This is a genomic window from Mesorhizobium sp. B2-6-2, assembly GCF_006440615.1.
GTDB lineage: Bacteria > Pseudomonadota > Alphaproteobacteria > Rhizobiales > Rhizobiaceae > Mesorhizobium.
Genome location: NZ_VFUG01000004.1, coordinates 157,798 through 181,237, shown reverse-complemented (window position 1 = coordinate 181,237; position 23,440 = coordinate 157,798). Strand labels below are relative to the sequence as shown.

Annotated in this window: 22 protein-coding genes; 10 read left to right on the top strand and 12 right to left on the bottom strand. The window is 65.0% G+C overall.

All coding sequences use genetic code 11. From position 1 onward, the window contains the following. Positions 1-10 precede the first annotated feature (10 nt). Together hpaE and FJ419_RS11325 are read right to left on the bottom strand one after the other, a co-directional pair. Positions 11-1,528 carry a 5-carboxymethyl-2-hydroxymuconate semialdehyde dehydrogenase gene (gene hpaE, locus FJ419_RS11330; protein WP_140691514.1) on the bottom strand — a complete coding sequence of 506 codons (1,518 nt, stop codon included), beginning with the start codon at positions 1,526-1,528 and terminating at the stop codon, positions 11-13. A 28-nt stretch (positions 1,529-1,556) separates the two neighbouring features. Next, positions 1,557-1,943, bottom strand: a complete 387-nt coding sequence (locus FJ419_RS11325) for a 5-carboxymethyl-2-hydroxymuconate Delta-isomerase (protein ID WP_140691511.1) — start codon at positions 1,941-1,943, stop codon at positions 1,557-1,559. Positions 1,944-2,175: 232 nt separating this feature from the next. Here FJ419_RS11325 and hpaR point away from each other — a divergent pair, with 232 nt between their 5' ends. Continuing rightward, positions 2,176-2,586: a homoprotocatechuate degradation operon regulator HpaR gene (gene hpaR / locus FJ419_RS11320; protein ID WP_246679193.1), complete on the top strand. Its 411-nt coding sequence runs from the start codon at positions 2,176-2,178 to the stop codon at positions 2,584-2,586. 6 nt (positions 2,587-2,592) lie between these two features. On the opposite strand, the gene FJ419_RS11315 is transcribed toward hpaR, so the two are convergent. Further along, positions 2,593-3,102 (bottom strand): flavin reductase, encoded by a 510-nt coding sequence (locus tag FJ419_RS11315; RefSeq protein WP_140544004.1) that lies wholly within the window; start codon positions 3,100-3,102, stop codon positions 2,593-2,595. 11 nt (positions 3,103-3,113) lie between these two features. Beyond that, positions 3,114-4,658 (bottom strand): 4-hydroxyphenylacetate 3-hydroxylase N-terminal domain-containing protein, encoded by a 1,545-nt coding sequence (locus FJ419_RS11310; protein ID WP_140691505.1) that lies wholly within the window; start codon positions 4,656-4,658, stop codon positions 3,114-3,116. 91 nt (positions 4,659-4,749) lie between these two features. Here FJ419_RS11310 and FJ419_RS11305 point away from each other — a divergent pair, with 91 nt between their 5' ends. Continuing rightward, the gene (locus FJ419_RS11305; protein WP_140692434.1) at positions 4,750-5,622 is read left to right on the top strand and encodes a helix-turn-helix domain-containing protein; all 873 of its coding nucleotides are present in this window, start codon (positions 4,750-4,752) and stop codon (positions 5,620-5,622) included. 68 nt (positions 5,623-5,690) lie between these two features. On the opposite strand, the gene FJ419_RS11300 is transcribed toward FJ419_RS11305, so the two are convergent. The 4 genes from FJ419_RS11300 to FJ419_RS11285 are packed head-to-tail and all read right to left on the bottom strand — an operon-like array spanning position 5,691 to position 9,787. Next, positions 5,691-7,046: an aminotransferase class III-fold pyridoxal phosphate-dependent enzyme gene (locus FJ419_RS11300; RefSeq protein WP_140691501.1), complete on the bottom strand. Its 1,356-nt coding sequence runs from the start codon at positions 7,044-7,046 to the stop codon at positions 5,691-5,693. 25 nt (positions 7,047-7,071) lie between these two features. Then, positions 7,072-7,737, bottom strand: coding sequence for an HAD-IA family hydrolase (locus FJ419_RS11295; RefSeq protein WP_140691498.1), 666 nt, complete (start codon positions 7,735-7,737; stop codon positions 7,072-7,074). After that, on the bottom strand, positions 7,734-8,984 hold the full coding sequence (locus tag FJ419_RS11290) for a Tm-1-like ATP-binding domain-containing protein (protein WP_140691495.1): 1,251 nt from the start codon (positions 8,982-8,984) through the stop codon (positions 7,734-7,736). The genes FJ419_RS11295 and FJ419_RS11290 overlap by 4 nt, the downstream gene beginning before the upstream one ends. Positions 8,985-9,022: 38 nt before the next feature. Then, the gene (locus FJ419_RS11285; RefSeq protein WP_140691492.1) at positions 9,023-9,787 is read right to left on the bottom strand and encodes an IclR family transcriptional regulator; all 765 of its coding nucleotides are present in this window, start codon (positions 9,785-9,787) and stop codon (positions 9,023-9,025) included. A gap of 177 nt (positions 9,788-9,964) precedes the next feature. Between FJ419_RS11285 and FJ419_RS11280 the strand changes: the two genes are divergently transcribed. The 5 genes from FJ419_RS11280 to FJ419_RS11260 are packed head-to-tail and all read left to right on the top strand — an operon-like array spanning position 9,965 to position 15,674. Beyond that, positions 9,965-11,410, top strand: coding sequence for an APC family permease (locus FJ419_RS11280; RefSeq protein ID WP_140691489.1), 1,446 nt, complete (start codon positions 9,965-9,967; stop codon positions 11,408-11,410). Positions 11,411-11,470: 60 nt separating this feature from the next. Further along, complete coding sequence (locus FJ419_RS11275; protein WP_140691484.1) at positions 11,471-12,658, top strand: cytochrome P450; 1,188 nt, start codon at positions 11,471-11,473, stop codon at positions 12,656-12,658. A 2-nt stretch (positions 12,659-12,660) separates the two neighbouring features. After that, on the top strand, positions 12,661-14,151 hold the full coding sequence (locus FJ419_RS11270) for an aldehyde dehydrogenase (RefSeq protein WP_140691481.1): 1,491 nt from the start codon (positions 12,661-12,663) through the stop codon (positions 14,149-14,151). 28 nt (positions 14,152-14,179) lie between these two features. Next, positions 14,180-15,055, top strand: coding sequence for a hypothetical protein (locus FJ419_RS11265; RefSeq protein ID WP_140691478.1), 876 nt, complete (start codon positions 14,180-14,182; stop codon positions 15,053-15,055). A 31-nt stretch (positions 15,056-15,086) separates the two neighbouring features. Then, a complete protein-coding gene (locus tag FJ419_RS11260; protein WP_246679183.1) occupies positions 15,087-15,674 on the top strand; it encodes a YceI family protein in 588 nt (195 codons plus the stop codon). A 203-nt stretch (positions 15,675-15,877) separates the two neighbouring features. Here the strand turns inward: FJ419_RS11260 and FJ419_RS11255 are convergent, their stop codons facing one another. Then, a complete protein-coding gene (locus FJ419_RS11255; RefSeq protein ID WP_140691475.1) occupies positions 15,878-16,624 on the bottom strand; it encodes an IclR family transcriptional regulator in 747 nt (248 codons plus the stop codon). 161 nt (positions 16,625-16,785) lie between these two features. Here FJ419_RS11255 and FJ419_RS11250 point away from each other — a divergent pair, with 161 nt between their 5' ends. The 3 genes from FJ419_RS11250 to FJ419_RS11240 are packed head-to-tail and all read left to right on the top strand — an operon-like array spanning position 16,786 to position 19,748. Next, positions 16,786-18,177, top strand: coding sequence for a transaminase (locus tag FJ419_RS11250; RefSeq protein ID WP_140691472.1), 1,392 nt, complete (start codon positions 16,786-16,788; stop codon positions 18,175-18,177). Between the two features lie 3 nt (positions 18,178-18,180). Next, positions 18,181-18,978: an SDR family oxidoreductase gene (locus FJ419_RS11245; protein WP_140691469.1), complete on the top strand. Its 798-nt coding sequence runs from the start codon at positions 18,181-18,183 to the stop codon at positions 18,976-18,978. After that, positions 18,888-19,748 (top strand): SDR family oxidoreductase, encoded by an 861-nt coding sequence (locus tag FJ419_RS11240; RefSeq protein WP_348642814.1) that lies wholly within the window; start codon positions 18,888-18,890, stop codon positions 19,746-19,748. The genes FJ419_RS11245 and FJ419_RS11240 overlap by 91 nt, the downstream gene beginning before the upstream one ends. A gap of 163 nt (positions 19,749-19,911) precedes the next feature. Here FJ419_RS11240 and FJ419_RS11235 read toward each other — a convergent pair whose 3' ends face one another. The 3 genes from FJ419_RS11235 to FJ419_RS11225 are packed head-to-tail and all read right to left on the bottom strand — an operon-like array spanning position 19,912 to position 23,440. Next, the gene (locus tag FJ419_RS11235; RefSeq protein WP_140691463.1) at positions 19,912-20,823 is read right to left on the bottom strand and encodes an ABC transporter permease; all 912 of its coding nucleotides are present in this window, start codon (positions 20,821-20,823) and stop codon (positions 19,912-19,914) included. Beyond that, positions 20,820-21,920: an ABC transporter permease gene (locus tag FJ419_RS11230; protein ID WP_140691460.1), complete on the bottom strand. Its 1,101-nt coding sequence runs from the start codon at positions 21,918-21,920 to the stop codon at positions 20,820-20,822. The genes FJ419_RS11235 and FJ419_RS11230 overlap by 4 nt, the downstream gene beginning before the upstream one ends. Next, entirely contained in the window at positions 21,917-23,440 is a 1,524-nt protein-coding gene (locus FJ419_RS11225; protein ID WP_140692426.1) for an ABC transporter ATP-binding protein, read from the bottom strand. The genes FJ419_RS11230 and FJ419_RS11225 overlap by 4 nt, the downstream gene beginning before the upstream one ends.

The following is a 23,440-nucleotide window of genomic DNA, read 5'->3' as shown; positions in this document are numbered from 1 at the left end:
GTGTCTCCCGTCAGCCGCCGAGCTTCTGGATCGAATGCTGCGTCGTGGCGAACGCGATGTTCTTGGTTTCCATGTAGAAGTCGAAAGACCAGTCGCCGCCGTCGCGGCCGATGCCCGAGTTCTTGACGCCGCCGAACGGCGTCGGCAGATGCCGCACATTTTCCGAGTTGACCCAGATCATGCCGGCGTCCAGCGCATCGGTGAAGCGGAAGGCGCGGGTGACGTCCGAGGTCCAGAGATAGCCGGTCAGGCCGTATTGCGTGTCGTTGGCGAGCGCCAGTGCATCGGCCTCGTCCTTGAACGATATGGCGGTAAGCACTGGCCCGAAGATCTCTTCCTGGGCAATGCGCATCTTGTTGGTCGCGCCAATGAACAGCGTCGGGCTGACATAGCAGCCGCCGCCCGGGCCGGTGAATTTGCCGCCGCCGGCGGCAACGACCGCCCCTTCCGATTTGCCGATCTCAATGTAGGAAAGGACCTTTTCCTCATGCACCGGATGGATCAGCGGGCCGACCACGGTTTCCGGGTCGAGCGGATGGCCGACCTTGATGCGCTTTGCTTTCTCCGCCACCAGTGCGGTGAACTTGTCATAGACGCTTTCCTCGACCAGCAGCCGCGACGACGAGGTGCAGCGCTCGCCGTTCAGCGAATAGATCATGAAGACCGCGGCGTCCGCGGCCCGCTCTAAATCGGCGTCGGCAAAGACGATGACTGGGTTCTTGCCGCCGAGCTCGAAATGCACCCGCTTCAGCGTCTCGGCGCCTTGCTTCATGATCATCGAGCCGGTGCGGCTTTCGCCGACGAAGCCGATCGCCTTGATGTCGGGATGTTCGGTCAGCGCCCTGCCGGCATCCTCGCCGAAGCCGTTGACGAGGTTCCAGACGCCCTTGGGCAGGCCGGCTTCCTCGGCGATCTCGACCAGAAGCCTGGCCGTCAGCGGCGAGAACTCGGCCGGCTTATGGACGATGGTGCAGCCGGCGGCGAGCGCCGGCGCGATCTTCCAGGTCGACAGCATGAAGGGCGTGTTCCACGGCGTGATCACGCCGACAGGGCCGATCGGCACGCGCGTCGTCATGTTGACCTGGTTCGGCGCACGGACCGTCTGGCCGTCGCGGGCTTCAGGCGCGCGGTCGGCATAGAAGCGGAAATTCTCGGCGCCACGCAACGCGGCCTTAGCCATGAACTTCAGCGACTGGCCGGTATCCATGCATTCGACGAAGGCGATCTCCTCGGCGCGCGCGACAATGCCGTCGGCGATTTTGTGGAGCAGCTTCTTGCGCGCGTCGCCGGAGATCGCCGCCCATTCCTTGAAAGCGGCCTTCGCCGCCCTGGCGGCGCGGTCGATGTCGGCGGTCTTCCCGCGCGCCACCCGGGCGATTGGCTTGAGGTCGATCGGCGAGATCGTCTCGTATGTCGAGCCGTCGGCGGCCGGCACGACCTCGCCGCCGATCTGGTTGAGCACGCCGTCCTTCCTGAAGCGCTCGAGATAGGCTTCGGCCTTCCTCAGATTGTCGTCCAATGCCGCCATTGCGTCTTTCCTGTTCTCTGCCGCCCGTTCACTTGCCGCGCAGGCGCGGGTGGATGGAGTTCTTCTTCCAGCTGAGCTCTGCGTCGATCTCGCGGATCTCCAGCGACAGCGCGAAATGCGGCGCCGCAAACAGCGGTGAAAGATGATCGGTGACGGCCGCGAAGATCGCCTCGCCGGCGCTTTTCTTTTCTTCTGCCGTGCGGCCCTTGCCGATGCGGAAATTCATGTCAATGAAACCGTTCTCAGGCAGCCGGTCGGCAATCGCATAGGCCTCGGCGCGGAAGGCCCGCACGCGCACCGCGCCCGGCTCGAACAGGCCAGTCCCGAGGATGGTGCGCGAGACCAGCGCGCAAAGCTCGGCCACGTCGACCTTCTGGTCGAGATTCGCCGAATATTCGATCGCCATATGAGGCAAGGGTTTCGTCCGCCGACGGTGTTTGTAATTAACATGTGAATTACATCTTGACGATCGAATGTCAAGCGTCGTTCTGTATCTGGATGGGCTTCCCGGCGCCGGGATTGCCGCTCCCGGTAAAATCGCGGATATAGCTGCGATCCGTGCCTCGTTTCGCGTCGCGAGTCGCGCTGGAATTAAAATTTTTGGAGATCTGACCTTGCTACCGCCTAACACACGCCGCTCCTTGCCGATGGCGCTTCTGCGTGCTCGCGAAGTGATCATGGCGCATTTCAGGCCGATGCTCGCCCGCCACGACATCACCGAGCAGCAATGGCGTGTGCTGAGGGTCCTTGCCGAGGCCGGGCCGCTGGAAGCGACCGAATTGGCCAACCGCGCCTCGATCTTGCCGCCGAGCCTCACCCGCATCATCAAGGCGATGGAGGAACGGCAATTCATCTCCCGTGACAAGGTCAAGAACGATGGCCGCAGGGCGCTGCTCGCCATCAGCCCGGCCGGGCTGGCGCTGATCGAGGAGCTGTCGCCCGAGCGCATCGCCATCTACGATGCGATCGAGCGGCGATACGGCGCCGAGCAGCATGAGCACCTGCTCGACCTTCTGGAAAGCCTGATCCAGTCGGAATCGTCTGAAAACCAGACCTGATAAAATCTACCCACCGAAGCTGCCGAGTGCGCTCGGCTGCATGTAGTTGCGGCCGACATAAAGCAGGGCGGCCTCGCCGCTGCCGTGGCGGATGTCGATCACCCGGCCGAACATCACATTGTGCGTGCCGACCTTGTTCACCGCGCCGATCTCGCAGTCGAAGCTGACGATTGCGTCGAGCAGCGCCGGCATGCCGGACGGCATGGTCTGCCAGCGTGCGGCTTGATAGCGCTCGGCCATGTCGCGGATCGCGCCGGCGAACTTCGCCGCCAGGTGCATATGGGACTGGGTCAGCACGTTGACGCAGAAGCGCTCGTTGGCAAGGAACATGCCCGTCTGCGCCGAGCGCTCGTTCATGCACACAAGCAGCGTCGGCGGGTCATCGGAAACGCTGCACATGGCGGTCGCGGTGAAGCCGCCGCGCCCTGCCGGTCCGTCGGTGGTGACGATGTTGACCGGTGCGCAGACCCGCGCCATGGCGTCACGGAATTCCAGTTTGGCGACCTGCGCCTCCATGGCCGGGCTCCTCAGCTTGCACCGGCAGGCAACGGCGGCAGCCAGGTCTCGCCGGTCCAGCCCTTCTCGTCATAGTCGGCCATGCAGGTATCGACCAGTTCCTCCATCGCTTTCAAGCGGCCGCCGCGCTCGGCGCCCTTCAGCACCTGCAGCCGCACCTCTTCCGGCGCGCCGGCATAATTGAGCTCGTAAAGCGCGTGGCGGCCGCCGAACTCGGTGCCGGTGGCGTCCCACAGCAATTTCATGATCTTGATGCGCTCGACATGGCCCATGTCGTTGGAGCCGCGCACATACTGTGCGAGGTAGCGGTCGATCTCCGGATTGTCGAAATCGCGCGCCGAGGAGGGGAGATAGATCAGCCCCGATGCGATCACCCGGCGCACCGTGTCGATGACGCGCGGATAGGCTTCCGACATGAAGGTGCGGTAGGCGAGCGCCGCTTCCAGATTGGGCAGCACCGCGCCATTCGCCCACGGGATCGGGTTGTGCGCCATGGCGTTGGAAAAGCTCCAGAACATATGGCGCAGCGCGATCACCTCGCCCAGCGCAGCCTGGTTGCCGCGGAAGGCGTCGCCGCCGGTCGCCCGCAGCGCCTTGGCGAGCAGGCCGGCAAGGAAGTCGAGCTTGACAGCAAAGCGCGTGCAGCCCTGAAAGCAGTAGCCATGCATGAAGCCCGACGCCGGGTGGAAGGACAGGATCTTCTGCGCGTCGCGCAGCACCAACACGTCCTCCCAGGGGACGAAGACATTGTCGAGCACCAGGATCGCGTCATTCTCGTCGAAGCGCGACGACAGCGGATAGTCGAAGGGATGGCCGACGGTGTTCGCCGTCTGCTCGTAGGAGACGCGGCAGAACATCTTTATGCCGGGCGCGTTCATCGGCACGATGAACATCACCGACAGCGACGGATCCTCCGTCACCGTCGCCGAGCTCTGCGCCAGGAAATTGTAGTGGGTTAGCGCCGACGACGTCGCCACCACCTTGGCGCCGGACACCCAGATGCCGGCGTCGTTCTCTTTAGTGATATGCACGAACACATCCTTCACCTGCTCGGCCGGCTTGTGGCGGTCGATCGGCGGGTTGACGATGGCATGGTTCATGAACAGCACCGCTTCCTGCGCCCGTTTGTGCCAGGCAAACGCATTGTCCTTGAACGGGCCGTACCATTCGGCATTGGCGCCCAGCGTGTTCATCAGCGCCGCCTTGTAGTCGGGCGTGCGTCCCATCCAGCCATAGGACATGCGCGACCAGTCGGCGATCGCGGTCTGTTGCTGGGCAAGCTCGGCGGCGGAATGGGCGACACGGAAATATCTGTGCGTGTATCCGCCCGAGCCGGTGTCGGTGGGAGAGGTCAGCACGGCCTGCCGGTTGGGATCATGCAGGGCATCGTAGAGGCGGGCCAGCGAGCGCGCCGAATTGCGCATCGCCGGATGGCTGGTCACGTCGGCTACGCGCTGGCCATTGATATAGACCTCGCGTCCGTCGCGCAGACTGTCGAGATATTCGGCGCCGGTGAACGGCCGCTTCGTGTCGGCCCGGAAATCTTCTGATCGCATCATCATCTTCCCTTAACACGTTAACGATAGCGCTGGTCGTGCCAAAGGTTTATGGACGAAAGCATAAAACCATTTGGACTTTTTCGCCGTCATGGGCCAGACCGCCATTCCCGAGTTCTTCGTCTACGGTGAGCCGGCGCGACTGCTCGACGTCGGCTTCCTGCATGTCGAGACTGTGCAGGCTCGCGCTTCGGTGCATCGAGGGCACGTTCTGGCGCACAAACATCCGCAAATGGCGCAGATCACCTTCTGGACTAGCGGGCAGGGCGTCTACCGGATCGAGGACAAGACCCGGAGTTTTTCGGCACCCACCGTGAGCTTCATGCCGAGCGGCGTGGTGCATGGCTTCAGCATCGAACCTGGTACCGATGCCATCGTCGTGTCGGTCGCCGATGAAGCACTTGTGGCCATCGCCGAGCATTCCTTGCTGCCGCTCGACCAACCGGTCTTCGTCACCGGACGCGGCGAGACGGCCCTGTGGGAGAGGTTGGGCGATATGGTCAGAATGATCCAGGCGGAATATGCCGACAGGCTGCCCGGTATGGAGAAAATCCTGCTACCGCTCATCGCTGTGGCGTTGTCGGGCATCGCCCGCCTGGATGCGGTATCGCATGCCGTCACCCTGCCAGCCGCTGTGGCGCTGGGCGGCCGCCTCCGGCGGCTGATCGACCGGCATTTTCGCGACGACTGGCCGGTCGAGCGCTACGTTGAGAGCCTCAGCACCACGCGCCATCTGCTCGATAAGGCGGCGCGCCAGGTGCTGGGATCGGGCGTGCGGCAAGCCGTGGGCGAGCGCCGGCTGGTCGAGGCCAAGCGCCTGCTGCTGTTCACGGTGCGCTCGGTCGAGGACATCGCTTATGAGACCGGATTCAATGACCCGGCCTATTTCTCGCGCTTCTTCCGGCAGGCGGTTGGAATGGCGCCTGCGGCGTGGCGGAAGGAAAGGGTGAATGGTGAATGGTGAATAGAAGAGACTAGTGGAGCTTGACCGGCAGCACTTGAAGGAATTTCCCACCATTCACCATTCACCATTCACCGCGCAGCAGCGGCCAACCCCGCATCTAGCGCCTCCGCAATCTTCGCCACATCGGCCGCCGAGATGACCAGCGGCGGTGACAGGATGATGGCGTTGCCGGAGACGCGCAGCATGACGCCTGCCTTGTAGGCGACGTCAGCCACCGCTGCCATCGTCTTCTTGTCGGCCGGCTTCTTGGCAGCGCGGTCCGAGACCAGCTCGAGCGCCGCCATCAGCCCCTGGTAACGGACGTCGCCGACCAGCGTGTGTTTGATCTTCAGCGCTTCGAGTGCCTTGCCGAGCTCGGTTCCGCGTGCCGCGGCATTTTCGTTGACGGCGAGCCGCCTGGTCTCGGCCAGCGCCGCCAGACCCGCTGCGCAGCCGACGGGATGGCCGGAATAGGTGTAGCCGTGGCCAATCGCGCCGAAGCTGGTCTTGTCGGCCTCGAACACCTCGGCGACCTTGGCGCCGATCAATGTCGCGCCCAGCGGGAAATAACCCGACGTGATCGCCTTGGCGATGGTCATGAAATCGGGTTTCACGCCGGACAGGCGCGAACCTGACCAGGCGCCGGTGCGGCCAAAGCCCGTCACCACCTCGTCTGCGATGAGCAGGATGTCGTGGCGGTCGCAGATCGCGCGTACCATCGGCATGAAGCTCTCATGCGGAACGATGACGCCGCCGGCGCCGAGCACCGGCTCCATGATGAAGGCAGCGATGGTGTCGGCACCCTGGAAGGCGATCTCGTCTTCGATCGCCCGGGCGCAGAGTTTAGCCAGCTTCGCCGGGTCGGTCTCGTCGAACGGGTTGCGGTAGGTCCACGGCGCGGGCGTGTGGAACACGCCCGGCAGCAGCGGCTCGTAGTTGCGGCGGAAATTGGCATTGCCGTTGACCGAGGCGCCGCCGAAATGCGTGCCGTGGTAGCCCTTCTTCAGCGCCAGGAATTTCGTCCGGTCGCCTTGGCCGCGGATCTTCCAGTACTGCCGCGAGAGCCGCAGCGCCGTCTCCACCGAGTCCGACCCGCCGGAGGTGAAGAACGCCCGCACCATCCCCTCCGGCGCGAACCAGTCGCAGAGCTCGTAGGCGAGTTCGATCGACGGCCCGGTAGAGGTGCCGCGAAAGCCGGAATAATAGGGCAGGGCGTCGAGCTGTGCCGAGATCGCCTTCTTGATCGGGTCGCAGCTATAGCCGAGGTTGACGTTCCACAGCCCGCCGACGGCGTCGAGCACGGTCCGGCCGTCGATATCGGTCACCGACACGCCGTCGCCCTTCATGATGATCCTCGGCGGCGTCGCGCGCATCTCGGCCGGATGCGCCATCGGATGCCAGATCGGCTTGGCGTTGTTTTCGGTGAGAAAATTGATGTCACGCATCGGGAGGGACTCCGGGTTTTTCCAATCAGGGAAGCGCCAGGCCGAAATGGCCGAGCGCCTCGGCATAGCTTCGCGCCGGCTCTGCGACGTCGAAATGAACGGCAAGCATTCCGGCGGCAACCGCGCCGTCGACATTGCGCTTCTGGTCGTCGACGAAGACGCAGGTGGCCAGGGACAGCTGCAATGCCTCGCCGACCATCGCGTAGGCGCGAAGATCGGGCTTGAGGGTGTGGGTATAGGTTGCGTCGACGATCGTCTCGAACAGCGACAGGAGCGGCAGGCGCTCGCGGAACCCACTGCCATAGAACAGATCGAGCTCATTGGAGAGTATGGCGAGCCTGATGCCTGCCGAATGGGCGATCCGGATCGCTCGCTCGGCTTCGGGCCGCACCACGGCTTGCGGGTCGGCGCCGCGCGCCCGCTGCACGAAGGTCGACATGTCCTTCCAGTCCTCGCCGACCAGCTGGCCGACTTCGCGTGTGCGTGTCTTCCAGTATTCGCGCTCGCTGATCTCGTCGGCTTGCATCGAGCGCCAAAGCGGGTCGGATGCCGGGTCGAACGGGCCGCGCCATGCTAGCGTGCCAGGCGCCAGCCCCAGTGCCCGCTCGGTCAGCGCATGCGTCTCGAACAGCGTGCGGGTGACGACGCCGCCGAAATCGAGCACCAGCGCCTGTGGCTTCGCGCCGCTCATGCCGCGCACCTACCGGGCGGGATGATGCCCTCGGCGACCCAACGGTCGAAGACCTCCAGCGCCTTGGCGCTGAAGGCGGCATCGTTGATGTGTCCGGTAATCTCGTGCAGCTCGGCATTCTTTGGCACGCTTAGGCGCATCTCCTCGACGAAGGCCGACAGCGCTTCCGGCTCGTAGAGCGGCTCGCCTTGCTGGTCCCATTGCTGGATGCCGCCGGCGGGCAGGATGAAGGCGGTCGGACCGGTCGCCGCCGCGAGCTTCTCGCCGATCGCCCGCGCGATTTCCTTGCGTGTCGCGCCATCTGAGGTCACCGAGGCGAGCAGGCGGTTATGTGCATGGTAGGGCCGTTCGGTGAAGCGGGACGGCACGGCCTGCCAGGTCGGGAAATCGACCATGTCGATGGCGCCCGGCGCGACGATCTGCGGGATGCCTTGCCGGCCGGCATTCTCCAGTCTGTCGGCGCCCGAACTTACGACCGAGCCGGTGAGTTGGTTGGCCAGTTCTTGCAGGCTGAAATCGAGCACCGCGACGAACCCCTTCTGCGCGGCGATCGCCTCCAGCGCCCGTCCGCCCATGCCGGTGGTGTGAAAGACGATGACCTCGTAGCCCCGTTTTTCTAGCTCCGGCTTCAGCGTCACCATATATTGCAGGCAACTCTTGCCGAGCGAGCTCATGCCGATCCTCGGTCTTGCCGCATCCGGCTTGATGACGGCGCGCGCGGCGCCCACCACCGCGCCGCTGGCCTGCGACAGCACCGCCCTGCAGGCGCTGTTGAGCCCATAGAGACCGCCGGCCCACAGGATCATCATCAGGTCGGTGGCGATGCGCTCCGGCGGCAACAGATGTGAATAGGCAATCGTCGAGACGACGAACTTCGGCGCGCCAAGCGGCAGAGCCAGCGCCACGTCGAGCGCAAGGTCGGTGCCCATAGAGCCGCCAAGCGCAATGAAGCCGTCGATCTCCCCCTTGTCATGAAGCGAGCGGGCGAGCCGCGAGGCGCCGAGCGCCATCAGCGTCATCGCCGTGTTCTCGTCACCGCTGGCGATGATCGCCTCGATCGTCGTATCGGCCGCCCGCGCCACGGCATGCCGGTCATGCTCCGGCTTGTAAGGCGGATCGCCGAGCACGCTGACGTCCATCATCACGGCGACGCCGCCGACAGCCTCGATGCGCTCGCGCATGAACAGAAGCTCGTCGGCCTTGGTGTCGCCGGTGCCGATAACCAGGATTCGGCGTGTCTCCTCCACAGTCAGTTCTCCTTGCAGTGTGTATCTTATTATGCCCGTTACGCCCGTTCGCGGCCCGGCAGGCCGCCGAAAAGCCGCTCGCTGATGCCGTGCGCCGCCGCCGCGACCCTGGTGCCGTAGCGCTCGATGTCGCCCTTTTGTGCCCGCACCCCGGGCGCGGCGACAGCGATGGTGCCGATGGCAAAACCATCGGCGCCGAGGATGGGTGCTGCGACGCTGAGCACGCCTTCCTCATACCCTTGCGAACCGGTCGAATGGCCGCGCGCACGGGCAGCGGCGATATGCTCGGCGAGCGTTTCGGCATCGCCGATTGTGTAAGGCGTGAAAGCGGCCATAGGTCCGGCGAGAACGGCTTCGCGGATACGGTCCTCGGCAAACGCCAGGAAGGCAATGCCGGAGGCCGTCGCATGCATCGGCAACACTTCGCCGGGCTGCACGCTGACCCGGTTGGCCTTTGTCGATTCGACGACGTGGACCGAGATCAGCCCGCGTTTTGAGTATTCGGAAAGATGCACCGTCTCTTCGGTTTCGGCGGCCAGGAGGTTCACCATCGGCACGGCAACGCGCAGGAACGGAAACTGCGCCTCGCGCATCAAGGCCAACCTCGTCAGGCCGGCGCCAAGCCGGTAGCGGCGGGTCGCCTCGTCCTGCTCGACCAGCCCTTGCGCGATGAGGGAGACCAGTAGCCGGCGCGTCGTCGCCTTATCGAAGCCGGCACCCTTGGCCAGATCGGCGAGTGCCGTTTCGGGCGTGCCGCGTCCAAGCATTTCCAGCAGCGAAATGGCTTTGGCCACCGTGCTCATCGCGGGTCAGATCCTCCTCAGATACTTAACGTGCGAATTAACTTGACAGCAAGTCGATTCCTTTGCAAGTCTAATATCGAAATGCCGTTGCAAATAATGAAATGCACGCACGGCCCGCCAGAAGGCTCCGGCATCTCAGGGACACTCGGTTTCCGCACAGCGGAGTTGGAGGGAAAGATGACTGCAATTGAAGCCGGTGAAGTGAACCGGCTGAGGAAGAATAGCCTTGGCGTTGGCGCCATCACCTTCATGGTGATCTCGGCAGCGGCGCCGCTCACGGCCGTCGCCGGCGGCACGCCGCTCGGCATGCTGATGGGTAACGGCGCCGGCTTTGCCGGCACCTATCTCATCGTGACGCTTTTGCTGCTGCTGTTCGCGGTAGGTTACGTCGCCATGTCGCGCCATGTCGGCAATGCGGGCGCCTTTTATGCCTATGCCGCGCGCGGACTTGGCGGCCTGGCCGGCGGCGCCACGGCACTGATTGCCATCCTGTCCTACAATGCCATGCAGATCGGCGTCATGGGCCTTCTCGGTGCCGCCACCGCCGGCCTGTTCGCCGGCTGGGGCATCGCCTTGCCCTGGTGGGTCTGGAGCTTCATCGCCATCGCCATTGTCGCCGTGCTCGGCTACCGGCAGGTCGACCTGTCGGCCAAGATTCTCACCGTGCTGGTGCTTGCCGAATATGTCGTCGTGCTGGTCCTCGACCTCACCATCCTCAAGACCGGCGGCGACAGCGGCCTGTCGGCCGCACCCTTCAGCTGGAGCCAGATCACCAGCGGCGCGCCGGCCATCGCCATCCTGTTCTGCTTCGCCGCCTTCATCGGCTTCGAGGCGACGACGATCTACGCCGAGGAGGCGCGCGACCCGAAGGTGACCATTCCGCGCGCGACCTATTTCTCGGTCATCCTGATCGGTCTGTTCTACATGGTCACCGCCTGGCTGATGGCCGTCGGTGCCGGTGTCGACAAGCTGTTGCCGGCGCTGCAGGGCCTGCAGGATCCGACCACCTTCCTGTTCGGCCTGTCCGACCGCTATGCCGGAACGCTGCTCACGCACGCCATGAGCATCCTGTTCGTGTCGAGCCTGTTCGCCGGCGTGCTGGCGTTCCACAACGCGGTCGCCCGCTACATGTATGTCGCCGGACGAGAGAAGCTCCTGCCGCTGTCGATCGGCGTGACGCATACGTCGCACCAGAGCCCGCATGTCGCTTCGGTGATCCAGACCGTGCTCGCGGCCGTCGTCGTCGGGCTGTTCGCCGTGCTCGGCCTCGATCCGGTGCTGGCGCTGTTTTCGTGGCTGACCAATGTCGCCACGCTTGGCGTCATCGTGATGATGGCGGTGGCCTCGCTCGCCGTCGTGATGTATTTCCGCGCCAATCCGTCGAGCCAGGAAAACGCGCTGAAGACCACTATCCTGCCGGCGCTGACCTTCGTCGCCTTCGCCATCATCATCTACCTGATCGTCATCAACTTCGGCAGCTTGTCGGGCGCGGGAGGCTTCCTCGGCGTGTTCCTGCCGGCGCTGGTGCTGATCGCCGCCGTCGTCGGCCTGCTTCTGGCGGGTTCGTTGAAGGGTCGCGATCCGGTTGCTTTCGCAAACCTCGGCAAGCCACCGCAGGATTAAAGCAGACAAGAGGGGCGGCGCATTGGCGCCGCCTCTTCCATCGCAAAGGGAGTGACGGCATTGACCTTTGCCGAGACCATCACCGTCGAAGCACTGGAACGCGATCCCTATCCGATCTATGCGGAACTGAGGCACAGAGCGCCGGTGGCTTTCGTGCCGGCGGTCAACCTGTGGTTCGTCACCCGCTGGAAGGATGTCGAGACAGTCGCCAAGTCGCCCGACATCTTCTCGGCGGTTGTCGGCACTTCCCCGGTTGAGCGCTCCTTCGGCAAGCCGACGATCCTCACCACGGACGGCGAGACGCACAAACAATTGCGCCAGGGCGTCGACCCAAAATACCGGCCACGAACTGTCGCTTCTTACGCCGGCGACCTCGTGCGCTCCATCGCAGGACCCTATCTCGACGAAATCGCCGAACGGGGCTCAGCCGAGCTGATGGCCGACTATTTCGAGCCGGTGTCGACGCTCAGCCTGGCGCGCTCGCTCGGCCTAGCCAACATCGACATGCCGACCTTGCGGCGCTGGTTCTATGGCCTCACCCAGGGTGCCATCAATTTCGAGAACGACCCGAAGCGGCAGGAGATCGCCGACGCGGTCAGCGCCGAGGTCGGCACCGCCGTCCAGCCGACGCTGGAGCGGCTGGCCCGCGAACCCGACGAATCGGCGCTCTCGCATATGCTGCATGACGGCATGCCCGCGGGCTCGACCCGTCCGATCGACTTCCTGATGCCAAGCATCAAGGTGATCCTGCTTGGCGGCATGCAGGAGCCAGGCCATGGCGCCGGCTCGATCCTTGCCGGCCTGCTCACCCATCCCGAACAACTGCGGCAGGTGCTCGACGATCCCGAGACTTTCGTGCCGAGGGCCGTCGACGAGGGCCTGCGCTGGGTGGCGCCGATCGGTACCCAGACGCGCCAGACGACACGTGCGGTGGAAATCGGCGGGGTCACGATCCCCGCCGGCGCGCCGGTCGCGGCACTCGTCTCCTCGGCCAGCCGCGACGAAAGCCGTTTTTCCGATCCGGACCGCTTCGACATCAATCGAGACGAGGGCAACCACGCCGCCTTCGGCTTCGGCCATCATTTCTGTTCGGGCCGCTTTTTCGCGCGCGAGCAGATGTGCCTGGCGGTCCGATTGCTGCTCGAACGCTTTCCCGGCCTGAAACTGGTGCTGGGCAAGGAACCGGTCTTCCGCGGCTGGGAGTTCCGCGCGCCGGCGACACTTCATGTAGCTTTTGGAGTCGATTGACGATGATCAACCAGGACACCATCGACACGCTGCGCAAGGTGGAGGTCGGCGCGCGGCGTCTGTTCATCGATGGCGTCCACGCGGATGCGCAGAGCGGCACCAGCCTGCCGGTGATCTCGCCGATCGACGGCCGCTCCTTCGCCACCATCGCTGACGGCGGGGCCGCCGATGTCGACCGCGCCGTGGCCTCGGCGCGCAAGATATTCGAAAGAGGTTCGTGGTCGCGCTCAGCACCTGCCTTCCGCAAGACGGTGCTGACGAAGTTCGCCGAACTGGTGGAGAAGCATGCCGACGAACTCACCGTGCTCGGCGTGCGCGACAACGGCACCGAGATCGCCCTGGCCTACAAGGCCGAGCCGCTGTCGGCTGCGGGCACAATCCGCTACTACGCCGAAGCGATCGACAAGGTCTATGGCGAGATCGCGCCGACGGCTGACAACGTGCTCGGCCTGATCCACAGGGAGCCGCTCGGCGTCGTCGGCGTCATCGTGCCGTGGAACTTCCCGCTGATGATCGGCGCCTGGAAGATCGCGCCGGCGCTCGCCGCCGGCAACGTCATCGTCGTCAAGCCGCCGGAGATCGCCTCGCTCACTTTGCTGCGGCTGGCCGAGCTGGGAGCCGAAGCCGGACTGCCCGACGGCGTCTTCAACGTCGTCACCGGTCGCGGTTCGGTGGCCGGCGAGGCGCTCGGCCTGCATATGGACGTCGATGCCATCGCCTTCACCGGCTCCGGGCCGGTCGGCCGCCTGCTGCTTGAATATTCCGCGCGCTCCAACCTGAAGCGCGTCTTCCTCGAGCTCGGCGGCAAGTCGCCCAACATCGTCTTCGCCGACGCGGTGGACCTGAAGCAGGCAGCCGTCGTGTCGGCCAACGGCATCTTCCGCAATTCCGGCCAGGTGTGCGTCGCCGGCTCGCGCCTGCTCGTCCAGGCCTCGATCTACGATCGCTTCATGGACGAGCTTGTCAAGGCAACCACGAAACTCAAGGTCGGCGATCCGCTTGATCTCGCAAGCGATATCGGCGCGGTGTCGAGCGCCGAGCAGCTCGACAAGAATCTCGGCTTCGTCACCAGGGCCGCAGAGGAGGGCGCCCGCCTCGTCACCGGCGGCGAGCGTATCCTCATCGAGACCGGCGGCAGCTACATGGCGCCGGCGATCTTCGAGAACGTGACTGGAGAGATGCAGCTTGCCCGCGAGGAGGTGTTCGGGCCCGTGCTTGGCGTCATGCGCTTCGAAACCGAGGAGGAAGCGGTGCGCCTTGCCAATTCGACCGTCTACGGCCTGGCCTCGGCGGTGTGGACCGCGAACCTTTCGACTGCTCACCGGATGGTGCGCGCCATCAATGCCGGCGTCGTCCACGTCAACACCTATGGCGGCGCTGACATCACCGTGCCGCTCGGCGGCGTCAAGCAGTCCGGCTTCGGCCGCGACAAGTCGCTGCACGCCATCGACAAATACACCGACCTGAAGACCGCCTGGATCGCGCTTGGGTGATCGTTTGAGCGCGTTTCTGGGCAATCCGATGGTCACCACAGCCGCGCTGCCGCTGTTGCTCGGCCTCATGCTTGCACTGCTGGCGAGATTTGCCTTTCCGGCACCATCACGCATCCTGTCTCTGCTTTGGGCGGCATTGCTGCTGTTTTTCTATCTCGATATGCTCGGCGCGCCGGTCGTGCCGCCTATCGCCGCCAGCCAGAAGCTGATCTATCTCGCCTTTGCCGGCATCGTGTTAGGCCTCTTGCCCGAGCGCGTCCTGACCGGTCGAACAGCCAGCGTCCTTGCCGCTGCCGCCATCGCCGCGGCCATCCTGTGGCTCGGCTGGCGCCGCATCGCCTCCGGCTCGCTTGACCTACAGATGGTCGCCGCCGCCATCGCCGGCTTGCTGATGATCGCCGGCGCCGCGATGCTGGTTCACATGCGGGCCGGGTCGTCGCTGTCGACTGAGCAATCATTCCTTGCGCCGGCGGCGGTGCTGGCCGTGTTCGTGGCCGGCGCCATCATCTCGGTGCTCGGCGCGGCGATCGTCACCGGCCAATTGCTCGGCTCGCTCGCCGCGCTGACAGGCGGCTGGTGCCTCGTGCAGTATGTCGCGTCGCTGCGCGGCGGCATCGCCGCCGGTTGGAGCAAAGGCGTCGAATTTCCGCTGCTCTACGCCGCCGCGACAATCCTCTTCCAGGTTGCGCTGCTCGCCCCGAAGGCGAACCCAGTGGCGCTGATGCTTTCCCCCTTGCCGCTGATCGTGGCCGCGCTTGTGCCCGGCCCGCTGCAAGGCCTGCTTCCCGGCGCCGGGCCATTGCGGCCGCTGGTCGCCGGCCTCCTGATCGCCATACCGGCGATGTTGGCTGTGCTCACGGCGATCGTTTGGGCGCCGCATGGGGCAGCCCTCGGCTTTTCCTGAGCCACAACGATAACCCAACTGGGAGAGAGACGTGACGACAAGAAACCTGATCGCCGCCCTTGCCTTCGCCGGCGCCTCCGCGCTGACATCGGCCGCCAATGCCGACAATTACGAGATCGACGGCCAGCACGCCTGGATTACATTCACCATCAAGCACGGCATTTACGGCATCGCCCACGGCCAGTTCGACGCCGTGAAAGGCGCGATCGTCATGGACAAGGCCGATCCGACGAAGAGCAGCGTCAAGGCTGAAATCGATGTCGGCTCGGTCCATACCGCCTTCGATCAGCGCGACAGCGACCTCAAGGGACCCGACTTCTTCAACGCCGCGGAATTCCCGACGATCGGCTTCGAGAGCACTAAGATCGAGAAGCTCGACGACAAGACCGGCAAGGTGACCGGCACCCTCACCATCAGCGGCGTTGCCAAGGAGATCACCCTCGATGTCAAGCTGCTCAACGAAGCGCCGGCGCCGTGGGATGCGACGCTGACCAAGGCGGCGTTCAGCGCCACCGGCAAGATCAGCACCGCCGACTTCCCGATGGCAAAGGCTGCCGACGGCTTCGGCCTCGGCCCGGACGTCGACATCCATATCGATCTTGAGGCGATCAAGAAATAGGCCGTCCGGGGCAGGGTGCGGCTGCGCGACCGAACAGGGCCGCGCGGCAGGCTGGCACGCTGCTGTCCGTCCAGAATGAAGTTGGCACAACGGTCACCGATCATGATCGCCGGTCGCAGCAGCGTTGCCGCTGGTCGGGCGCGGCATGATCAAGGCGTCGCGGATGCGCAGGCGCGGCACGCGGCAACGCCAGAGATGACCGGTTACGCCTCGCCGGTCAGCCGCACTGAGATCAGCCGCGCCGCCTTGATCGCCGCTTCGCCCTGGCTTGCCGCGACCGCATCGTCGACGCGTGAGACGGGTGAAGCCACCGCCAGCGTGCCGATCGGGTTGCCGTCCGAGCCGAGGATCGCCGCACCAATGCTGTGCACGCCTTCCTCATAGCCCTGGGCGCTGCGCGAATAGCCGCGCGAGGCGGCGAGGCGCACTGCCTCCATCAGCTTGTCCGGCTGTGTCATGGTGTGCTGACTGAATGGCTGCAACGGCCCATCGAGATATGCGCTGACAACTTCCGGCCGCGAAGCCGCGAGGAAGGCGATGCCGGATGCTGTGCCATGCAGCGGCAGCACTTGGCCGACATCGACATTGACGCGGTTCGCCTTGGCCGACAGTTCGACATGCACGGTGAGCAGCGCCCCGGCGCTGAATTCCGACAAATGCACGGTCTCGCCGGTCTCGATCGACAGGTCGCGCACCACCGGCGCCGCCAGGCGCACGAAAGGGAAATGCGCATCGCGAATGCGCGCCAACCGCGACAGGCCGGCGCCCAGCCGGTAACGGCGGCTTTGCGACTCCTGCTCGATCAACCGGCGTTCGGCAAGCGCCATCAGCAGGCGCCTGGCAGTGGCCTTGTCGAGGCCGGCCTTGCGGGCGAGGTCGGATAGGCCGATCTCCGGTTCCGCTAGCGTAAACAGCTCCAGCAGCGAAACCGCCTTGCCGACCGTGTTCATTTTTCGATTCTCCGAGATACTTCGCATGTGAATTAACTTGACAGCGGCCGAAACGCCTTGCAGTCTCCCTGTAACATGCAAAACGACGGTTCACATAATGAACCGCATTTAAGACCGGTTGGCGCCCTGAGGCAACGGCGCACAAGGAGACTTGCGCCGAGATGGCTGATGCCAAAAAAGATCCGCATTCCGCAATCGTCGGCGACCTGCTCGACCGCGAGCAGCAGCGCTTCCGCGACACGCATCCGCGCTCGGCAGCGGCGTGGGAAGAGGGCAAGCAGCATTTCCTCTATGGTGGCCCGTCGCACTGGATGCGCCGCTGGGCCGGCGGCTTTCCGGTCTATGTGGCTTCGGCGCGCGGAGCGCATATCAGCGACATCGACGGTCACGACTATGTCGACTTCGCGCTTGGCGACACCGGCGGCATGTGCGGCCATGCGCCGGAAGCGGTGACGCGCGCCGCGCTTCGTCAGTTGCAGAACGGCACCACCATGATGCTGCCGACCGAGGACAGCCTGTGGGTCGGCGCAGAACTAACGCGCCGCTTCGGTCTGCCTTACTGGACGCTGACGACTTCGGCTACCGACGCCAATCGCGGCGCCATCCGCATTGCCCGCATGATCACCGGCCGCGACAAGGTGCTGGTGTTTTCCGGCTGCTATCACGGCGGTGTCGAGGAGGCGCATGTCGAAATCCGCGACGGCAGGATCGGCATGCGCAACATGATCCATCCCAACGGCGTCGACCATTCCGCCGTCTCCAGGGTGGTCGAGTTCAACGACATCGCGGCGCTCGAGGAAGCGCTGTCGCATGGCGATGTCGCCTGCGTGCTGACCGAGCCGCTGATGACCAATTTCGGTATGATCCTAGTCGCCGACGGTTTTCACGCTGCGTTGCGCGACATCACCCGCCGCACCGGCACGGTTTTGATTATCGACGAGACGCATACCATCTCCAGCGGGCCAGGCGGCTATACCGCGCCGCATGGGCTGGAGCCGGACATGCTGGTCGCCGGCAAGGCGATTGCCGGCGGCATTCCGGCCGGCATCTTCGGCGTCTCGCAAGAGATCGCCGACCGGCTGTGGAAGCTTGTGCCGATGGTCAATCCGCGTGTGCGCCAGTCGGCGCATCTCGGCATCGGCGGCACCTTGGCCGGCAATGCGCTGACCGTCGCCACCATGCGCGCGGTGCTGGAAGAGGTGCTGACGCCGGCGAATTTCGAACTCATGATCGCCAACACCACGCGCCTTGCCGAATCCGCCTGGGGCATTATCCGCGCCAACAAATTGCCCTGGCATGTGACGCAGGTCGGCGCCCGCGCCGAGATCATGTTCATGCCCAAGCCGCCGCGCAACGGTGCCGAGGTCATTGCCGGCCGGCGCGGCGATCTCGAAACCTTGCTGCACGCCTTCTACATGAACGAAGGCATCCTGGTGACGCCCTTCCACACCATGTTCCTGATGTGCCCGGCGACCTCGCCGGCCGATGTCTACCGTCATACGGACGTCTTCGGCCGCTTCGTCGATCTCGTGCGCAGCGCTGGCGTCGTCTGAGCGATGGCGAACCCGTTCGACCTCACGGGCAGGGTGACGCTGGTGACCGGCGGCGGGCGCGGCCTCGGCGCCGCCATCGTCACGTGCTTCGCCGAGGCCGGCGCCTCGGTCTTTATCGCCAACCGCACATTGAATGTAGCGGAGGCGCTGGCGGCCGACCTCTCGACGCGCGGTCTTTCCGTTCGCACGGTCCCGCTTGCTGGACTCGACCGCGCTGCACTCCATCGGCTTGTCGGCGAAATCGTGCGCGAGGCCGGCCGTCTCGACATCGTCGTCCACAACGCCGGCGGCTGCCCCTGGGCCTCGGTCGAGGAGCTTGATGAGGACAAGCTCGAAGAGGCGCTGGCGGTCAACCTGAAGTCCTGCTTCTGGCTGGCGCAGGCGGCGTCTCCGGCGATGCGCGCCAATGGCTTCGGCCGCATCCTCGTCACCTCGTCGGTGTCGGCGCGCGTCGCCATGGCGGGCGGCGTGCACTATTCGGCGGCCAAGGCCGGCGTCAACGCTTTCATCCGGGGTGCGGCCTTCGAATTCGCGCGCGACGGCATCACCGTCAACGGCGTCGAACCTGGCTTCATCGCCAAGCCCGGCCGCGGCACGATGAGCAAGCCCGAGGTGGCGGCTCGGCTCGGCCGGTTCATCCCCATGGGCCAACTCGGCGAGGCCGACGACATTGCCTACGCCATGCTCTACCTCGCGTCCGAGCAGGCGAAATATACCACAGGCCAGACCATCGTCGTCGACGGCGGCTCGACCTTGCCCGAGACCGGCTATGCAGTCGAGCGGCACTGGGGGCTCGCATAAGCCGCCGCCTCGAAGGCCGTAACGCACTGGTCACCGGTGCGGCCACCGGCATGGGCCGCGCCACAGCCGAGCTGTTCGGCCGCCACGGCGCGAAGGTCGTCGCCTTCGGCCATGGCGGGGACGTGCTGGAGGAAGCGGCGAAGGCCAGCGGCGGCATCGCCGTGCACGGAGACATCACGCAGGTGGGTGATATTGCCCGCGCCATCGATGCCTGCAGCGACCGCCTCGACATAGTCGTCAACGCCGTCGGCTTGATGATCCTCGACGAGCCAGAGACACTGAGCGACGAAACCTGGGCGAAGAGCTTTGCCGTCAACGTCACTGGTTCGATGATGGTCTGCCGCGCCGCCCTGCCGCTGCTCAAGGAACGCGGCGGCGCGATCGTCAACATCGCCTCCGTCGGCGCCTTCAACGCCAGCGGCCAGAACGCCGCCTATTCGGCAAGCAAGGCCGCTCTCGTTTCTTATACCCGCTCGCTGGCCTACGCGCACGGGCCCGACGGGATTCGCGCAAATGCGGTGGCGCCGGGCTGGGTGCGCACGCCGATGAGCGTCTACGAAATGGAAGTCGCGGCCGCCGCCCACGGCACGACGCCCGACGAGGAGTTCGCCGCGCTAACCGGCCGCATTGCGCTGCGGCGCGTGGCCGAGCCGGCCGAGATCGCCAATTGCTGCCTGTTCCTGGCCTCCGACGACGCGTCCTTCGTCACCGGAGCAGTGCTCGTCGCTGACGGCGGCGGTCGCGCGCCGACGCAGAACAGGGCCGTCTGATGCGAGCGGAACCATAGATATTGGCCAGTCCGCCGCGGGCCTGGCTGATGGCTCTGGGGGAACGAATGACCGACTGAAGTATCGACCCGGCTCCTTTCGCGACCGATGGTGCGACCTGAGCTCAGATGTCGGGTTATTGCGTGCCGCGGGGCGGCGAGCGACACTATTGTTCGAAAGGCTCTCCCAGCGAAGCCACGCCGTTGAGCTTGAGCAGACGCCGGTTCGAAGAAATGATGCCCAGCACGACGATTGTCACGAGATAAGGTAGGCTCGACAGAAGTTGCGAGGAAACGTCGAGCCCAGTTGCCTGGGCTGCTAGGCTTGCGAGGGACACGGCGCCGAAGAGGCAAGCACCAAGGAAGATACGGCTGGTAAGCCAAGTGCCGAAGACGACGAGCGCGATCGCTATCCAGCCGCGCCCGGCGATCATGCCATCGGCCCAGAGCGGAGTGTAGACCACGGCCGCGTAGGCACCGGCGAAACCCGCCAACGCGCCGCCGAAAGCGACCGCGGCGAAGCGCACGGCGATTACCGGATAGCCGAGCGCACGGGCCGCCTTGGGATTCTCGCCGACGGCGCGGATGACGAGGCCGGTCTTTGTGTAGGCGAACACCGCCCAAATGGCGACGGTCGCAGCAAGCGAAAGCCACACGACAATGTCTTGGCTGAACAAGCCGCCGATGACCGGGATATCTGAAAGCCAGGGCAATGAGAGCTTCGGAAGCCCTTTGACCGTGAGGCTCTCAAAGCTCTTGCCGAACAGCGCCGACAGGCCCTGGCCGAGGATGCCGATGGCGAGGCCCGTCGCAACCTGGTTCGCCCGGAATCCCAGCGCCACGACGGCAAAGACAAGGGAAAGAGCGGCGCTGGCGAGACCAGCGGCGAGGAAACCAAGGAGATGCCCGCCGCCTTGATAGACGATGATGAAGGCGATGACTGCGCCGAGGGCCATCAGGCCCTCCACACCGAGATTGAGGACCCCGGCGCGCTCGGCCACCAGTTCGCCGAGCGCCGCCAGAAGGAACGGCGTAGCCGCCGCCAACATCCCGGCGAGGATGAACTCCAAGGCGTTCATGGCGTGCTTGCGTGGGCGGCATGGCGCCATTCGAGCCGATAGCGGACGAAGGCGACGGCGACAAGATAGGCAAGCAGCAGGCTGCCCTGGAAGACCCTGACCGCAGCGACCGGCAGATTTGCAGAGACCATGGCGTTATCGCCACCGATATAGAGGGCCGCCATGAGCAACGCGGAAAAGACGATGCCGACCGGGTGAAGGCCTCCGAGATAGGCGACGATGATGGCGGCATAGCCGTAGCCGGTCGAGATGGAGCGCTGCAACTGTCCGAGCGGCCCGGCCACCTCGGCAGCTCCGGCGAGGCCTGCCGCGAAGCCACCGACGAGGAGCGAAAGCCAGATCGCGCGTCCTTCGTTGAAGCCGGCGTATCCGGCGGCGCGCGGCGCGAGGCCGCCGACCTGCAGCTTGTAACCCGCGAAACTCCTCTGCATGAACACCCAGGCGCCGAGGGAGAAGGCGCAGGCGACAAGCAGCGAGACGTTGACGCGGGTGCCGGGGATCAGGATCGGCACCATCGCGTCGAACTGGAACATCACCGATTGCGGGAAGTTGAAGCCATTCGGATCCTTCCAGGGGCCGAGAAGCAGGTAGTTGAGCAATTGCGCGGCGACGAGCGCCAGCATGAGCGACACGAGAATCTCGTTTGCGTTGAGCTTCACGCGCCAGAAGGCCGTTAGCGACGCCCACAGCGCGCCGCCCAGCGCGCCGATGACGAGCATGGATGGCCAGATCCACTGGCCCGTTGCCTGCGGGAACCAGACGGGAATGGCGGATGCGAAGATCGCGCCGAGGATGAACTGACCCTCGGCGCCGATGTTGAAGACCTTTGCGCGAAAGCCGATCGCAAGCCCCTGCGCGATCAGCAGGAGCGGCCCCGTCTTCAGCAGGACTTCCGAGAACGAGGCCCAGGACAGGAAAGGCTCCAGAAGCATCGCGTGGAAAACGGCTACCGGATCGCGGCCCATCAGGATGTAGAGGCCGAGATTAAGCAGCGTCGCCAGGCCGAGCGCGACGGGCGGGGCGATCAGCTTCACGGGAAGCGAGGCATGCTCCCGGCGAACCAGAAGGGGAAGGAACGGAGCGGAGAGAGCGCTCATGTCGGGACCTTCGTGGCCATTGATTGCGCGCCGATCATGTAGCTGCCGATCTCCTCGGGTCTAGTGTCGCGCGTCACCAGCGGCGGGCTCAGCCAGCCCTGATGGATCACCTGGATCGAATCGCAGAGCTCGAACAGTTCCTCCAGCTCCTCCGAGATGACGAGGATGCCCATGCCTTCGTTGCGCAGGGCGACAAGGCGCCGGCGGATGGCGGAGGCCGCGCCGATGTCCACGCCCCAGGTGGGTTGCGCCACGAACAGCAATTTCGGGGACAGCATGATCTCGCGGCCGACGATGAACTTTTGCAGATTGCCCCCTGAAAGCGTGCTGGCCTCCGCTTCGGAACCGGGCGTGCGCACGTCATATTGCCGGATGCAGTTCTCGGTGAAAGCCTTCGCGCGGGTTGTGTCGACAAGGCCGCGTTTCAGCAGGCCGAACGGATGGGCGGTCAGAAGGCTGTTGAGGACGAGCGACATTTCCGGCACCGCGCCGCGGCCGAGCCGTTCCTCCGGAACGAAAGCGAAGCCCAGCCGGCGGCGGGCGGCCGTATCGAGCGCGCCGACATCCTTTCCCATCATGTAGATGCAATCGGACTTTTGGCGCGGCAGCACCGTTTCGCCCGAGATCAGCGCCGCGAGCTCGCTCTGCCCGTTGCCCGATATGCCCGCTATGCCGAGGATCTCACCGGCACGCACCGTCAGGTTGACGTCGCAAAGCGGCACGGCGAAGGGATCGTCAGGCTGATGGTCCAGGCCCACGATTTCGAGCCGCTTTTCGCCGCCGGAATGCGCCAACGCCGGCATGGGCTGCGGCATGTCGCGGCCGATCATCATGCGGGCGAGGTCGTGCGCGTCATGATCGCGCGGGTCCACGTGGCCGGTGACGCGCCCGCCGCGCAGAATAGTCGCTCGGTCGCAGACCGCCCGGATCTCCTCCAGCTTGTGCGAGATGAACAGGATCGAAACGCCGCCGTCGCGCAGCCGCCGCAAAGTCTCGAACAGCTTGTCCACCGATTGCGGCGGCAGGACGGAGGTCGGTTCGTCGAGGATCAGCAGCTGGGGTTCGGTCATCAGGCAGCGAATGATCTCCACCCGCTGCCGTTCTCCCACCGACAGCGCATGCACATGGGCAAGCGGATCAACCTCGAGTCCGAAGTCGCGGCCGAGCGCACGGATGTATTCCGCGAGATCCGCTTTGCCCTTGGGCACGACCAGGCGGATGTTCTCCACCACCGTCAGTGTTTCGAACAAGGAGAAATGCTGGAAGACCATGCCGATCCCCTTGCGCCTCGCATCCGCGGGGGAAGCGAGGGCCAGGGGGTCTCCTTTCCAGGTCGCCGTTCCGGCGTCCGGCTGCTCGACGCCGTAGATCAGCTTCATCAGCGTCGACTTGCCCGCTCCGTTTTCCCCGAGGATCGCATGGATCGAGCGTGGAGCCACATCCAGATCGATGTCTCGATTGGCATGGATCTGGCCGTAGCTCTTGGAAATGCCGCGCAGCGACAGCAGCGGGACGGTCAC

What these genes read in the sequence shown, in the direction of transcription:
- hpaE (WP_140691514.1), bottom strand. Translation starts at nt 1,528, where the DNA reads ATGGCGGCATTGGACGACAATCTGAGGAAGGCCGAAGCCTATCTCGAG.
- hpaR (WP_246679193.1), top strand. Translation starts at nt 2,176, where the DNA reads ATGGCGCTTCTGCGTGCTCGCGAAGTGATCATGGCGCATTTCAGGCCG.
- FJ419_RS11315 (WP_140544004.1), bottom strand. Translation starts at nt 3,102, where the DNA reads ATGGAGGCGCAGGTCGCCAAACTGGAATTCCGTGACGCCATGGCGCGG.
- FJ419_RS11310 (WP_140691505.1), bottom strand. Translation starts at nt 4,658, where the DNA reads ATGCGATCAGAAGATTTCCGGGCCGACACGAAGCGGCCGTTCACCGGC.
- FJ419_RS11305 (WP_140692434.1), top strand. Translation starts at nt 4,750, where the DNA reads ATGGGCCAGACCGCCATTCCCGAGTTCTTCGTCTACGGTGAGCCGGCG.
- FJ419_RS11300 (WP_140691501.1), bottom strand. Translation starts at nt 7,046, where the DNA reads ATGCGTGACATCAATTTTCTCACCGAAAACAACGCCAAGCCGATCTGG.
- FJ419_RS11295 (WP_140691498.1), bottom strand. Translation starts at nt 7,737, where the DNA reads ATGAGCGGCGCGAAGCCACAGGCGCTGGTGCTCGATTTCGGCGGCGTC.
- FJ419_RS11285 (WP_140691492.1), bottom strand. Translation starts at nt 9,787, where the DNA reads ATGAGCACGGTGGCCAAAGCCATTTCGCTGCTGGAAATGCTTGGACGC.
- FJ419_RS11280 (WP_140691489.1), top strand. Translation starts at nt 9,965, where the DNA reads ATGACTGCAATTGAAGCCGGTGAAGTGAACCGGCTGAGGAAGAATAGC.
- FJ419_RS11270 (WP_140691481.1), top strand. Translation starts at nt 12,661, where the DNA reads ATGATCAACCAGGACACCATCGACACGCTGCGCAAGGTGGAGGTCGGC.
- FJ419_RS11265 (WP_140691478.1), top strand. Translation starts at nt 14,180, where the DNA reads ATGGTCACCACAGCCGCGCTGCCGCTGTTGCTCGGCCTCATGCTTGCA.
- FJ419_RS11255 (WP_140691475.1), bottom strand. Translation starts at nt 16,624, where the DNA reads ATGAACACGGTCGGCAAGGCGGTTTCGCTGCTGGAGCTGTTTACGCTA.
- FJ419_RS11250 (WP_140691472.1), top strand. Translation starts at nt 16,786, where the DNA reads ATGGCTGATGCCAAAAAAGATCCGCATTCCGCAATCGTCGGCGACCTG.
- FJ419_RS11245 (WP_140691469.1), top strand. Translation starts at nt 18,181, where the DNA reads ATGGCGAACCCGTTCGACCTCACGGGCAGGGTGACGCTGGTGACCGGC.
- FJ419_RS11235 (WP_140691463.1), bottom strand. Translation starts at nt 20,823, where the DNA reads ATGAACGCCTTGGAGTTCATCCTCGCCGGGATGTTGGCGGCGGCTACG.
- FJ419_RS11230 (WP_140691460.1), bottom strand. Translation starts at nt 21,920, where the DNA reads ATGAGCGCTCTCTCCGCTCCGTTCCTTCCCCTTCTGGTTCGCCGGGAG.